The organism is Streptomyces callyspongiae (assembly GCF_047200695.1).
In the GTDB taxonomy this organism is placed as follows: domain Bacteria; phylum Actinomycetota; class Actinomycetes; order Streptomycetales; family Streptomycetaceae; genus Streptomyces.
On record NZ_JBJZOM010000012.1, the window covers coordinates 147,919 to 161,286 of the forward strand.

Annotated in this window: 10 protein-coding genes; 2 read left to right on the forward strand and 8 right to left on the reverse strand. The window is 74.6% G+C overall.

Features of this window, described 5'->3' with window-relative positions:
* Positions 1 to 220 precede the first annotated feature (220 nt).
* A complete protein-coding gene (locus ACL06G_RS14170; protein WP_412835970.1) occupies positions 221 to 1,450 on the forward strand; it encodes a glycoside hydrolase family 26 protein in 1,230 nt (409 codons plus the stop codon).
* A gap of 75 nt (positions 1,451 to 1,525) precedes the next feature.
* Here the strand turns inward: ACL06G_RS14170 and ACL06G_RS14175 are convergent, their stop codons facing one another.
* The 8 genes from ACL06G_RS14175 to ACL06G_RS14210 all read right to left on the reverse strand — a co-directional run bounded on the left by ACL06G_RS14175 (position 1,526) and on the right by ACL06G_RS14210 (position 11,930).
* Positions 1,526 to 2,731: a GNAT family N-acetyltransferase gene (locus ACL06G_RS14175; protein WP_412786133.1), complete on the reverse strand. Its 1,206-nt coding sequence runs from the start codon at positions 2,729 to 2,731 to the stop codon at positions 1,526 to 1,528.
* The gene (locus ACL06G_RS14180) at positions 2,728 to 3,870 is read right to left on the reverse strand and encodes a YveK family protein (protein ID WP_412835971.1); all 1,143 of its coding nucleotides are present in this window, start codon (positions 3,868 to 3,870) and stop codon (positions 2,728 to 2,730) included. Before ACL06G_RS14180 ends, ACL06G_RS14175 begins: the two co-directional genes overlap by 4 nt.
* Before the next feature lie 48 nt (positions 3,871 to 3,918).
* Positions 3,919 to 5,202, reverse strand: a complete 1,284-nt coding sequence (locus ACL06G_RS14185) for a glycosyltransferase (RefSeq protein WP_412786135.1) — start codon at positions 5,200 to 5,202, stop codon at positions 3,919 to 3,921.
* Entirely contained in the window at positions 5,199 to 5,900 is a 702-nt protein-coding gene (locus ACL06G_RS14190) for a polysaccharide deacetylase family protein (protein ID WP_412786160.1), read from the reverse strand. The genes ACL06G_RS14185 and ACL06G_RS14190 overlap by 4 nt, the downstream gene beginning before the upstream one ends.
* Before the next feature lie 103 nt (positions 5,901 to 6,003).
* Positions 6,004 to 7,731 (reverse strand): lipid II flippase MurJ, encoded by a 1,728-nt coding sequence (locus ACL06G_RS14195; RefSeq protein ID WP_412835972.1) that lies wholly within the window; start codon positions 7,729 to 7,731, stop codon positions 6,004 to 6,006.
* Positions 7,728 to 9,167 (reverse strand): O-antigen ligase family protein, encoded by a 1,440-nt coding sequence (locus tag ACL06G_RS14200; protein ID WP_412786137.1) that lies wholly within the window; start codon positions 9,165 to 9,167, stop codon positions 7,728 to 7,730. The genes ACL06G_RS14195 and ACL06G_RS14200 overlap by 4 nt, the downstream gene beginning before the upstream one ends.
* Position 9,168: 1 nt before the next feature.
* Complete coding sequence (locus ACL06G_RS14205; protein WP_412786138.1) at positions 9,169 to 10,755, reverse strand: exopolysaccharide biosynthesis polyprenyl glycosylphosphotransferase; 1,587 nt, start codon at positions 10,753 to 10,755, stop codon at positions 9,169 to 9,171.
* On the reverse strand, positions 10,752 to 11,930 hold the full coding sequence (locus tag ACL06G_RS14210; RefSeq protein ID WP_412786139.1) for a glycosyltransferase: 1,179 nt from the start codon (positions 11,928 to 11,930) through the stop codon (positions 10,752 to 10,754). The genes ACL06G_RS14205 and ACL06G_RS14210 overlap by 4 nt, the downstream gene beginning before the upstream one ends.
* A gap of 437 nt (positions 11,931 to 12,367) precedes the next feature.
* Here ACL06G_RS14210 and ACL06G_RS14215 point away from each other — a divergent pair, with 437 nt between their 5' ends.
* Positions 12,368 to 13,159 (forward strand): hypothetical protein, encoded by a 792-nt coding sequence (locus ACL06G_RS14215; protein WP_412786161.1) that lies wholly within the window; start codon positions 12,368 to 12,370, stop codon positions 13,157 to 13,159.
* The last annotated feature ends 209 nt before the right edge of the window (positions 13,160 to 13,368 follow it).

Below are 13,368 nucleotides of genomic sequence, written 5' to 3' on the forward strand. Positions count from 1 at the left end.
GTGGGATCGTCGCTGCCGGCGTCGGGCCGCGGCACCGGGCGTGGCAAACCCTGCCACCAGTACGTCGCGGAGAAGCGGCAGGGGGAGCCCGGCTGGGCCGAGCGGGGGACACCGTCCCCATTTGGACCATCAGCACCTATGACGACCTCACATATGACGATGCATCTGCTTACGGTCGGCTTCACGGGCTACAACCGCCGGGGCCCCGGAAGGAGTCATCATGTCCCACCGACGAGCGGTGTTGACAAGCACCTGCATCGGTGCCGTCACCGCAGGACTGCTGATCGCCACCGCGGTCACGGGGCCCGAGCGCGCCCCGGGGGACCGCGTGCCGACCAGCACCGCGCAGCGACCGCCGGAGGCGGGCCCGGCGCCGGGCCCCGCGCCCGTGGGGAGCGACCGGGACTCCCGTGCGGGCTCCTCGGATTCCGTTCCCTTCGGCGCCTTCCTCGGTTCCGGTCCCGAGGGTGTGCGGCGCATCGACGAGCTCCGCCGCTGGCTCGGCGGGCGGGAGCCCACCGTGGGCCACACCTATCTGCCCGGGGACCGGTGGGAGAACATCGAGGGCAGACCCCGCTTCCTGCGGCCGTGGGCCGAGTGGCGCAAGGCGGACGAGGACCGGATGTTCGTCCTCAACGTGCCCATGGCCGAGTACAACGAGGCGGGCCTGCCGGACCGCGAGGTGGACCGGGTACTGCGGGTGGGGGCGGCAGGCGGGTACGACCGTCATTTCCGCACCCTGGCGGAGCGCCTGGTGCGCCTCGGCGTGCCGGACACCGTCGTCGTGCTCGGCTGGGAGATGAACGGCACCACCTACGGACACCGCTGCGGACCGAACCCCGAGGCCTGGCAGGAGTACTGGCGCCGCATCGTCGCCACGATGCGGTCGGTGCCGGGACAGGAGTTCCGCTTCGACTTCGCACCGGCGCGCGGCCGGGACGCCATCCCCTGGACGCGGTGCTACCCGGGCGACCGGTACGTCGACATCATCGGCATGGACTCCTACGACCAGCCGCCCGGAGAGACCTTCCGGGAGCAGGTGCGGCAGCCGTACGGGCTCCAGGCGCAGGTGGACTTCGCCGAGAAGCACGGGAAGGAGATCTCGTACCCGGAATGGGGCCTGTTCCGTGAGGGCGACAACCCGGACTACGTGCGGTCCATGCTCGACTGGATCCGGGAGAACGAACCCGCTTACCACACCATCACCGACTACTGTCCGCACGGCGTGATGCGCTGCGACGGGAACCCCGAATCGTCCCGGGTGTTCCGTTCGGTGATGTCCGAACCGGGCCGGGAGCCGGAGCCGCGGCCCGAGCCGGAGCCCGCACCGGACCTGCCGTGGTGGCAGCCGCGCCCCTTCGAGTTCTGCGTCGACCTGGGCGACTGGCTGGAGGAACTGCTCGACGTCGAACCGCCCTGTTTCCGGTTCGACGGCGGTCTGCCCCGGTAGTGGCGCAACGGCTCCCTGCGGAGCCCGCAGCGGCGGGCGTGCGGTACCGGTCGGTGCCGCACGCCCGCCGCTCCGTCACCCCTCCGGCCCGCCCGGGCGGATCCGCACCGCCCGCGCGTGGCGGACGAACCGTTCGCACCACCGTTCCCGGGCGCCCTCCAGGTGCCGCACCGCGCGGACCGCCGCCTCCCGCAGGGAGCGCAGCCCGCTGTGCAGCGCCATGACCGGCCGCAGTTCCCGGCGTGCCATCAGCAGCCGGCGGTTGACGACCTCCACGGGCCGCCACCGGAGCTTGTAGGGCTCCGCGCCTCTGAGCATGCTGAACGTTCCCCGCCCGGTCGCCGCGGCATGACGGGCACTCTCGCGCAGCAGCATCGAGGTGATGTCGGTCTTCCTGCGCAGCTCCGGGTGCACACCGTCCAGGTATCCGCCCGCCAGGTCCGCCGACAGCAGGGTGAGGTCGGAGGCCATCAGGGCGCCGTCGACGCGGTACTCGCAGATCCGCGCGTGGCCGCTGCCCACCATCCGGGTCAGCGCGCGACTCAGGTGCTCGGCGAAGCGTGGGTGGAGGTGCTCCGGGGTGACACCGCGCCCTTCCCACTGCAGACCGTGCAACCGCAGCATGCGCCCGACGGCTGCCGGCACCTCCTCCGGGGACGCCACTTCGCGCTGTTCCAGCCCGAGGGCGTCGATCCTGCGCAGTTTGGCGCGCCGGCGCTTCGCGCTGGTGGGCGGCATGCGCCGCAGGAGATCCTCGATCGGGACGCCCGGGAGTTCCAGGCACACCGAATCGCGCCGGTACCGCCGCACCCCCTCCCACTGGACGAACAGGCGTTCCGCCACGGCACCGGGACGCACTTCGCGCAGGTCGACGAGCGCTGCGCGGGCCGCACGGTGCAGGCCGCGGGCCAGCGCCGGGACGACGGCCGCGGTGTGCGCCGGGTCGACGAGGATGTCGAAGAAATCGGAGATCCGGCCTCCCATCGGTACCAGCACCGGAAAGGGGCGACGGGCGAGAACCAGCGGAACGACTCCGACCAGGACGCCGTTGCGGTGCGCCAGCAGCAGCCGGAGCCGACCGGGCGTGCCGTAGGAGAGCCACCAGGAGTGCAGCCAGGCGTGGGTCTGGAAGGGGGTTGCCGCGGGACAGCGGGCGTGGAGGGCGTCCCAGGCGTCCGCCAGCGCCGCGAACCGCTCCGGGTCCCGGCACAGCGTGACCCTCACCCCCTCCCCGCCGTGCGCCCCCGTACCGGTCGGGGCGGAGTGGGCGGTCGTCGTCATCGCACCGCCTCCTTCTCCCGCGCGGGGACGGGGCGCCGGCTGGACCGTCCGGCCGGCTCCTCGCCGGGGCCCGCGGGGGCCCCGGCCGACGTCCGGGCCCCGGACGGCTCGTCACGTCCCGGCCGTACCAACAGCACCAGCGCCCCGATCAGCAGCCCGGCGCTGCCGCCGACAGCTGTCGTCAACGCGGGTGCGGGCGTACTCGGTTCGCGTGGCGCGCGGGCCCGCGAGAAGGCGGTGAGTTCCACCCCGGTGTCCTTCGCCGAACCGGACGCGACCTCGGTGAGCGAGCGGGCGACGGCGTTCGCCACGTCCGCCGCCTCGTCGGCACGCGATGCGCTTCCGGTGATCTCGATCATCGGGGCGTCCGGCGAGGTGACCGCACGGACCCCGGCCCTCAGCTCGGCGACGGGAACACCGGCGTCCCGCTGCGCGCCGGCCAGCACGGCGGTGTCCGTAGCGATGCGGCCGTAGGCCTGGGCGAAGCCCAGTGCGGTCATCGGATCGCCCTTGTCCCCGGGAACGACGGCGACGTAGCTGGTGGCGGTGTACTCGGCAGGGCGGAGCAGACCGTAGCCCAGGCCGGCCAGCGAGCCGAGCAGCACGCAGGCCGCGGCGGGCCACCACCGTGGCAGCCGGACCCGCGGAACGCGTGGAACGCGGAGGACGCGGGAGACGCGCGGCACACGCCCCGGGCGCGGGGTGCGGCGGCTGCTCCTGCGGCGGGGCAGCCGCACACGCGACGTCAGGAGCGGGCCCGCCCGCCGGAGCCCGCGGCGGAACCGGGCTTCCCGGGCCGCCGCGGGCGGGTCTGCCGGGGCCTCCGCAGCGTTCCGGTCCCGCCCGGGGTCGCAGGGTGCCTCCGACCCGGCGTCGGAAGCCGGAGTGCCGTCCTCCGGAGCCGTGTCCCGGGCCGGTACGGGGGACTCGGCGGCCGCCGTGCGTCGGCCGCCCTCAGCGGGTGGTGCCGTGTCCGCTCCGTCGCTCGCCCCGGGGGCCGGGGATCCGGTGTCCTCGGCCGGTTGGGAAACATCCATCGGCGCGGACGGATTGCGGGACTGCGGGCGCCGCCGCGGCCGGTTGCGGGAGCGGCGCTTCCGCTTCGTCCCCGTCCGCGCATCGGAACGCGTCTCGGTCATCTGGATCCTCCGTAGGGTGTCGGGCGGGGTGCGAAGGCGCGGAGCCCCTCACACCGCTCTGCGATGCGTGCCGGCGCCGCGCGCACGGCGGGTGGAGGCGGAGTCCCGCCCCCCGAGCGGAGACCGGGCGGGCCGCAGCGGCGCCGGTCGCCGCGCGGCGGACAGCGCGGGAACCGGGGCGTCCGGCCCGCTGCCGGAGATCGTGCGGACGTAGACCTCGAGCAGCTGCTCCGCGGTGCGGGCGATGTCGTAGCGCGCCACCGCCCCGGGGACGGGCTGCCTGCCGTGGCGGGCCGCGAGGTGCACCCGCAGGGCCGCCGCGAGCTGTGCGGTCCCCCCGCCGACGCGGTAGGCGGACGGCGCCTCGGCCCCGGGCACGTCGTCGATCGCGGGGCAGGTGACGTGGAGGACGGGCAGTCCGGCGGCGAGCGCTTCCAGGACGGAGAGCCCGAACGCCTCCTCCGACGAGGGAGAGACGAAGAGGTCCATCGCGGCGAGCAACTCCGGCAGTTCCGGTGTGCTGCCGCGCCCGTCGTGCGTGGCCGGTGCTGCCGCGCCCGGGCATTCACCCGGCATCAGCACCCTGTCGGCCATGCCCAGTTCGCGGGCGAGACGGTGCAGCGCCCCGCGCTCCGGACCGTCGCCGACGAGCAGCAGCCGGACGTCGGGGTGGGGGGCGCAGGCACGGAGCAGCCGGTCGAAGCGTTTGCCGGGCACCAGGCGCCCCACTCCGCCGACCACGGTCGTTCCCGGCGGCACACCGAGGTGGCCCCGGGCGGCGGCCCGGGCGGCCGGTTCGTACCGGAAGCGGGCGGCGTCGATGCCGTTGGGCACGACGTGGATGCGGTCCCCGGCCACTCCCCAGGCCCGCAGCCGTGCGGCGACGGTGGCGGAGACGGCCACCGTCGCGCGCCCCAGCCGCTCGGTGGCCAGGTAGAGGCCGCGGGTGCCCGCGGTGAGCGGGCGGCCCTCGATGGCGGCGTCCCCGAGGGAGTGCTCGGTGGCCACGACGTTGCGCACACCCGCCAGGCGGGCGGCGAGACGTCCGTAGAGGCAGGCCCGGTACAGGTGGGTGTGGACCAGGTCGTAGTTTCCGTCCCGGATCAGCCGGGCCAGACGGGGCAGCGCCGTGAGGTCGCGGTTGCCGCGCATCCCCAGGTGCCGGACCCGGACGCCGTCCGCCCGGATCCCGTCCGCCACGGCACCCGGGTGCGTCAGGGTCACCACGTCGGCGGCGACCGGCATGCTGCGCAGCAGCAGCCGCAGTTGCTGCTCGGCACCTCCGACTCCGAGGCCGGTGATGACGTGGAGCACGCGGGAGGGTTCCCTCACGACGCGTCCGCCTCCTCCGGGAGGGGGCGTCGCCGCCAGGGGTGGAGGCGGCGCTTGAGGTACATCCGCACTGCGTTGTCCTGCTCACCGATGTGGACGCGCGGCAGAGCGTGCTGGCCCGTCAGCGGCCCCGGATCGATGGCGCAGCCGTACGCGTAGCCCGCGGAGCGGACCGCCTCGACGGATCGGGGGTCGAGAGTGCCGTACGGGTAGCAGAACCCGGCGGGCGCGGTTCCGGTGATCCGTGCCAGTAGCTCTCTGCTGCGCGCCGTCTCCTCCAGCAGCGCCGCGTCGTCCAGTCCGGGGAGTTCACGGTGCTGGAGTCCGTGGCATCCGATCTCCATTCCGGCGCCCGCGGCGGCCAGCACCCCTTCGGCGGTGAGCAGGCGTTTGCGCGGCCCCAGCGGGTCCCAGGCGTTGGTGCCGCCGAGTCGGCCGGGGAGGACGAACACGGTGGCGGTGCACTCGTGCCGGTGCAGCAGCGGCACGGCTTCGTCGAGGAAGTCCTGGTATCCGTCGTCGAAGGTGAGTCCCACCAGGTTCGCGCCGCGGCCGGCGGCCCGTTCGCGCAGCAGTTCGGCGACCCCCACTCCGCGCAGTCCGCGCGCGGTCAGCCAGTCCAGTTGGCGCCGCAGACGGTGCGGGGTGACGGTGACCCGGTAGGGGTCCTCCGTGTGCTCGGCGACGGAGTGGTACATGAGCAGCCACGGTGGTGCGCCGCCGCGGCGGGTCGCCGGGCTCGGCGCCTCCTTCCGGCGCGGCGTCTCCCGGGAGACGGGCTGCTGGGTGGTCCGGGTGGATTCAGCGGTCATGACGGAGCCTTCGTTCGACGACGGACAACAGCTGACGCACTTCGGGGGCACCGGCGGCGTATCCGGCCGCGAGGAACGCGAGCGGTACGAGGACTGCGCCGACGGCAGCGGCCGGCAGCGCCTCGCCGCACCTCGGGACCACGGCGGCGCCGAGTGCGGCGGCAGCCGCGGCAGCAGCCGCGAGGCGGATCAGCCCCGGGACGACGCGGCGCAGGTCGACGGCGGCAGCCGCGTGGCGCCGCGACGGACGGGCGGTGCCGGCGAGCAGCAGCGCGGCGGTGAGGGTGATGCCTGCCGCGTTGGCCGCCGCGATGCCGTGCGTGCCCCAGTGGTCGCTCAGCAGCACTCCGCCCCACACGGTGAGGACCAGGCCTGCGGCCATGGCCGTCACGGGGTACCAGGTGGGGCGCCCGGTGGAGAAGTAGGGCCGGATGAGTGCGCCGACCAGGCTGTGGCCGAGCAGGCCGAGTGCGTAGACGCGCATCACCGAGGCGGTGACGGCGGTGTCCTGGGACGTGAACGCCCCGCGCTGGAAGAGGAGTTCGATGATCTGCGGCGCGCAGGCGAACACGTACGCGGCACCCAGCAGCACGACGAGGGCCGCGGCGGCCAGGTCGCGTTCCACGCGGCGGCGCACCTGGCCCGCCTCGCCGTCGGCGTAGGCGCGGGCGACCAGCGGGAAGGTCACCGTGCAGATCATCAGAGACAGCACCATGGGGATCTGGGCGACCTTCTGGGCGTAGTTCAGATGGGAGATGGCGCCGGCCGGCAGTGAGGACGCCAGGTACCGCTCCACGAGGACCTGCGACTGGCGGCTGAGCGTGAACACCGCGATGGGCAGCAGCACTCCGCCGCCTGCCAGGACGGCCCGCCGCTGCACGCGCCGGGCACCGGTGGTGCGCCGGGGGCTGCGCCGGTCCTGCCGCGTCACCCGAGGCAGCCGTCGCAGGAAGAAGGGCAACTGGACGAGCACCATCAGGCAGCCCCCGGCAGCCACCCCGGCGGCGGCCGCGCGGACTCCCCACAGTTCGTGGAAGACCAGCACCGTCACGGTGATGCCGATGTTGTAGGCGAGGTAGATCCCGGCGGGCGGCACGAAGCGCCGGTGGGCCCGCAGACCCGCGCTGAGGAACCCGGCGACGCCGAAGGTGAACACGGTGACGGCGGTGAGACGGGTGCACTCCACGGCCAGTCGGGGATCGGCGAGTCCCGGTGCCAGCAGGTGCACGAGCCGGGGTGCTCCGAGCATGAGCAGGCCGGAGGCGCAGGCGAGGCCCGCGAGGAGGCGCGGAAGTGTGTGGGCGAGCAGTGCGCGGACCGGGTCGCGCCCTCCCTCCTCCGGGGGGCTCTCTCCCGGGGCGGCGCCGGCTCCCCGGGCCGCGTCGCGCGCGGCCCGGCGGGAGAGGGCGAGGCTGAACGCGGGGATCAGCACCAGCGCCATGGCGTCCTCGATGAGGAGAGTCGCCGCGACTTCGGGGACTGTCCAGGAGACCAGGAACGCGTCGGTCGCGGCACCCGCCCCGTACAGGTGCGCGACGGCCTGGTCGCGGACCAGGCCCATCAGGGCGCCGAGCACGGTCAGCACCGCGGTCGCCGCGGCCGCGCGGGCGATGAACCGGCTCTGGTCGCGGCCGCGTCCGGGGGCGGTGACGGCGGCGCGCTCCTCGGGTACGGCGTGCTCCTCGGGTACGGCGGGGGTGCTCGCGGGCGGTGTCACGCGGGGGCCTCCTCCCGTACGGCGCCGGGAGCGAACGCCCACCAGGCGGCGAGACCGAAGAGCAGTGCGGTCAGGACGGTGGAGGGTCCTCCGATGTCGGCGTAGAGGAAGTCGACGAGTTGCCAGACCAGCAGGCCCACCGCGGCCAGGCCGCAGTCCGCGCCGTCGGGTGCGGACCCTCCCGTCCGCCGGGTCCGACGCGTTCGTCCCAGCAGACCCCGCAGGCGGCGGACTCCGCAGGTGAGCAGGGCGAGCCAGCCGCCGATGACGAGGACGAACCCGGCCAGCCCCTGTTCGCTGAGGACCAGCAGGTACATGTTGTGCGGGGAGAGCAGCGGCTCGACGTGGAAGGCGACGCCCGCTCCGGCGGTGTCGCTCCCGGCGGACAGTGCGAGCGAGGCGTAGGAGTCGCGGTGGTCGGGGAACCCCTTCAGGCCCACGCCCGTCACGGGATTGTCCCGCCACATCGCGGTGGCGGCGGCCCACATCGCGTACCGGTCGGTGACGGACTGGTCGGGGGCGCTGGTGACTTCGGTGATGCTCGTCAGCCGTTCGCCGATCATGTCCGTGCCCACTCCGGCTCCGCCGACCAGCACCACCGCCGCGGCGCAGAGGAGGACGAGCGAGCGCACCGCCCTGCGCATCCCGGTGAACAGCAGCATGACGAGGGCCGCGCAGGCCGTGGCGATCCACGAACCCCGGCTGAAGGAGACCGCCAGCGGCACCACGAGCGCTGCGGCGGTTCCCAGGGCCACCGGCCGCAGCCGCCGGGGGGCGGACGGGGGCGGAGCGAGGGCGACGGCGAGGAGCAGGACGAGCCCGTAGGAGACGACGGTGGCCATGCCCATCACGTCCGTCGGCCCGAAGGTGCCGACGGCCCGCACCGTGCTGCCGCGGTAGGAGGCGCCGGTCGCGGTGACGTACTGGTACACGCCGACGGCTCCCTGCACCACGGCCACCGTGACGACCGCGGCCGCGGCCCGGCGCAGGTCGCGGCGGGTGCGGAGCAGCAGCAGCACGGCCGCCGGTACCAGGACGAAGATCTGCAGGTGGCGGACCAGACCGAGCAGGGCGCCCGCCGGATCCGGTGCGGTCGCCGTCGCCAGGGCGAACGCCACCGCGGGTGCGGCGATCACGACGACCGCCCGGAGGGCGAGCGGGCGACGCCGGCCGCGCAGCAGCACGACGGCGCACCACAGCACCAGCAGCGCCGAGGCCACGTCGGCGGGGGTCACGTGGGTCCCCTCCGCAGTGTCCCCGGCGCCACCGGGGAGGCACAGCAGCAAAGCCGTTGCCGCGACGGGCAGTGCGGGCGAGCGGAGCGCGCGCCGCAGCCGCCGTCCGGTGGGCTCCGGCGGAGCCGGCGCCGCCGGCGGACTCGCGCGGACCGGTTGGGCCGGGAGGAGGGCGGTCGCCGTGGCCTGGCCTTCCGGCACCTCAGCTGCCTCCCAGCCGGAACACGGAACCCGCGGTGCGCAGCAGGATCCGGACGTCCTCCCAGAGGGACCAGGTCTCGATGTAGTGGTTGTCGAACCGCGCGCGGTCCTCGATCGAGGTGTCGCCGCGCAGGCCGTGGACCTGGGCGAGTCCGGTGATCCCGGCGGGCATGCGGTCCCGTGCCGCGTATCCGGGGTAGGCCGCGCTGAACTGCTGCACGAAGTAGGGCCGTTCGGGTCTCGGACCGACCAGGCTCATGTCTCCCCGGAGCACGTTCCACAGCTGGGGCAGTTCGTCCAGGGACGTCCGGCGCAGGAAGTGCCCGATCCTGCTCATCCGACGGTCGCCCGCGACGTTCCAGCGCGTGGCCGACTCGTGCGCGTCGGTGGGGCGCAGCGTGCGGAACTTCAGCATGACGAACGGCTGCCCGTGCACGCCGATGCGTTCCTGCCGGAAGAGGACGCCCGGGCCGTCGCAGACACGGACGGCGAGCGCGCAGAGCGCCAGCAGGGGGGCCGCCGCCAGGAGTGCGAGCAGCGCGGCGACGCTGTCCCCGGCCCGTTTGACGAGGCGGGCGCCGGTGCGGGCCGGCGGCGGGTCGAGCCGCAGGCACGGAAAGCCCCAGACGTGGCCCGCTTCGGTCGTCTGCCAGGTCGTGCGGCCGGGGGCCGCCTCCCCGTCGACCACCCACACCGTGCATCCCAGGATGCGGAAGTGCTGTACGAGCGCCTCGGTCTGCTTGTCCGCCTGCACGGGCCGGGTGACGACTGCTTCGGTCACGGCGTTCTGGATGACGGCGCGGGTGACGTCCTCGACTGCGGAGAGCTCCGGCAGCGGGAGACCGGTCCGCGCCCGGTCGGCGTTCGCCGGCCCCTCGCCGGCGGGACGTGCGGACTCGTGGAGTTCGCCCGGCGGGGTGATCAGTCCCACCGGCCACATCCCGTACTCCGGATGCTCGTGGAGAACGGCCGCGATCCGCCGGGCGGTCTCCCTGCCGCCGAGTACGAGCGTGGAGCGGGGACGGCGCCTGCGGTGCGAACGGTGGAGGACGTGCACACTGCCGCGCAGGGCGACGGCGAGCAGCACGTGCAGCGCCGTCAGCGCCGGCAACTGCGGCCACCCGAGCGTCAGATCCGGGCGCGCCACTGCTACCGCGGTCGTCGCCGCGCACCAGGCGAGCACGGCCCGCCACAGCACCCGCGGGAGTTCCTCGAGCGCGGCGCAGGCCGGACCGCAGCGGTAGAGGCCGCCCTGCTGGTGCAGGGCCAGCAGGGTGAGCAGCATCGGCGCCAGGTGGAGCACCGCGGCGGCGGATCCACCGGCGAGGAGCGCGGCGAGTCCCGCCGCGCACAGGTCGGCGGCCACCAGGGCCGCGGCCTGCCTCCGCCCCGGGGGAGGCCCGGTCCTGCCCCGGACGACGGCCCGGGGCGCGGGGACGGCGGTGGGTCTGAGTGTCTCCCTGCTCGCCGCCTCCGTGCCGTCGGCCGGCGGCGAGGCGGCGTCGGCGGTCGGGGCGGAGGCCTCGGCGGGCACGGCGCGCGGCACGGACGTGCCCGTCCCGACCGCCCCGGTGCTCTCCATGGTCATCGGCGGATCAGTTCCTCGCGGTCGGCGCCGCGGTGCGGCGAGGCGGTCAGCTCCCGGTACAGGTCTCGCACGGCCGCGGCCGTCACCGAGACGTCGGCGGTGGCGCGGACATGGTCGCGGGCCTGCTGTCCGAGTGCTTCGGACAGCTCACGGTCGGTCAGCAGCCGGACGACGGCGCGGGCGAGTGCCTCCGGGTCCTCCTCCGGCACGACGCAGTCGGCGTGGTGGCCGGGCGGCAGGCTCTCCCGCGCACCGCCCACGTCGGTCAGCACGACGGGGCGTCCGCAGGCCATCGCTTCGAGCGGAGCGAGGGCCATGCCCTCCCAACGGGACGGCAGGACGACCACGTCGGCCACCGCGTACCACGGCGCCGGGTCCGTCACGGCTCCGGCGAACAGCACCCGGCGGTCGGCGGCGGCCCGCAGGTCCTCCCCCGCCGGGCCGTCGCCGACCAGCACCAGGCGGGCGCCCGGAATCCGGTCCCCGACGGCGGACCAGGCACGCAGCAGCACGTCCTGTCCCTTCTGCCGGCAGAGCCGGCCGACGCAGACCACGACGGGACCGTCCGGGGCGGAGCGGTCGAGCAGCTGCTCCCTGGCCCGGAGGACGGCGTCCGGGCCGGGGGGCGCGAAGCGGGCGGTGTCGACGCCGTTGCGGACGACGGCCCAGCGGGCCCGTACACCGGCGCGCTGCCCGCGCCGTCGCTCGTCCTCGCTGACGCAGAGCACCCGCGCCGCCCAGCGGGCCGCGTGCCGTTCCCAGGCCTTCGCCAGCACGGCGGTCGGGCCGGTCGCGGCCTCGAACGACCAGGCGTGCGGCTGGTAGACGGTCGGGAGCCGGCCGCGGAGCGCCAGGCGCACCGCGAGGCCGGCCTTGGCGCTGTGGGCGTGCACCACGTCGGGCGAGGTGCGGGCGACGATGCGGGCGATCTCGGCCGTCTCACGGGGCAGGCGGGTTCCGGGTTCGCGTCCCGCCGTCCACGGCAGCACCGTGGCGCCCTCCCGGACAGCGGCGGCGGACAGGCCCGCTCCGGGCGGGCAGGCCACCAGGGTGCGGAGGCCGGAGCGCGTCTGCGCCCGCACCAGGTCGGTGACGACCCGTGCGACTCCGCCGTCGACGGGCTGCGCCACATGCAGGACGGTCGGCGGGCCGGACTGCGGCTGCTGTTGCTGCACGCGTACCTCTCCCCCGCGGTCGGGACGATGCGGTCTCGGATGCCGTTGGTGGTGAGGCTCAGCGGCCCGCGGCAGCGCGGGGGCTACGCGGGGTCCGGCTGCCGGGGGGCGCGGCTGCGGAGGGTTCGCCGAACGGGCCGGGCACGAGGGCGACTCGAAGCACGAAGCTCACCTTTCTGTCAAATCGTCCTAAACCGTGACAGATGCTAGAACGAAAATCACGTAGGGCACGCACAGGTCGGTGAAACCGCGAACGATCTCCGCTCGTCTGCTCCGAACTACGGGCACACCGGGCACCGCAGCACCGGGCAAAACTTTGTGAACCGCTTCACACTTTCCCCTTGGCTCGACGACCACTTCGTGCTGAGATGCGGTCACACCCGGCTCGACGACGCGCCAGACCTATCCGCGAGGAGGCCACAGTGGCGGACGCCGCCATGGCACGTGGGGCACGACGGCAGAACGACGTGTGGGCCTCGACGGCCGCGTACGGCGGGGACTCCCCTTCCGAACGGGCGGTGTGGCGCCTCAGGTCGCGGGGCTGCTGGGACGACGCGGCGGCGCTCCTCGAACCCCACGCCGCAAGCGCCTGGCAGCCAGCACTCCAGCGTGCGGCGCTGCTGGTCGAACGGTGCATGTTCACCTCCCGCGGCTGGGAGGCGGCCGAGGACGCGCTCCGGTTGGCGGAGGCCGCGGCACGCGACGACGACGCCCGCGGCTCGGCCGCGAGCGAACGGGGCCATCTCGCCTATGTCGCGACGGTCCTGGGCGTACGGGACCGGGCGGACGAGGCCCGTGCGGCGCTGGGCAGGTCGGCGGCCCTCCTCGCACCCACATCCCCGGCCCGCGCCCTGCTGGACTATCGACGCGGACTGGTCGCCGAGCACCTGGGCGACGACACGCAGGCCGCTCGGGCGGCCTACGAGCGGGCGCACGCCGGCGCCTCGGCACACGGGAACCCCCTGCTGCACTCGTTCACCTGGCGCCACCTCGCGGGACTGGCCCTGCGCGACGGCGAACTCGCGGAGGCCCGCAAGGGGTTCACCGAATCGCTGCTGCTGCGGGAGAAAACCGGCTTCCTCGTGGGCATGGCCCCCGCCCTGGTGGCCCTCTCGGACGCCGAACCGGAGCAGGAGGCGTCCCGGCTGCGCGCGGAGGCGGGACGCCTGTTCCGCCTGCTCGGAGGGGTTCCGACATGGCTGGCGGGACGGCTGGGCGACTCCGCGTGATATCCGGAACGCGGGTTCCGCAAACCGGAGTTCGGTGACGGCGTGTTCACATGCCCCGGTGAATTTTTGACTTGTCCATGTCCCTTGTGAGCGACCTCGGACGCTGCCGATACTCACCACGTCGCCGGGGATCTCCGCCTGACCTCCCACCCCCCACCGGGCCGGGAACCGGGGACGCGTTCCACGCCGGATGCATCCGGTCAACCTCA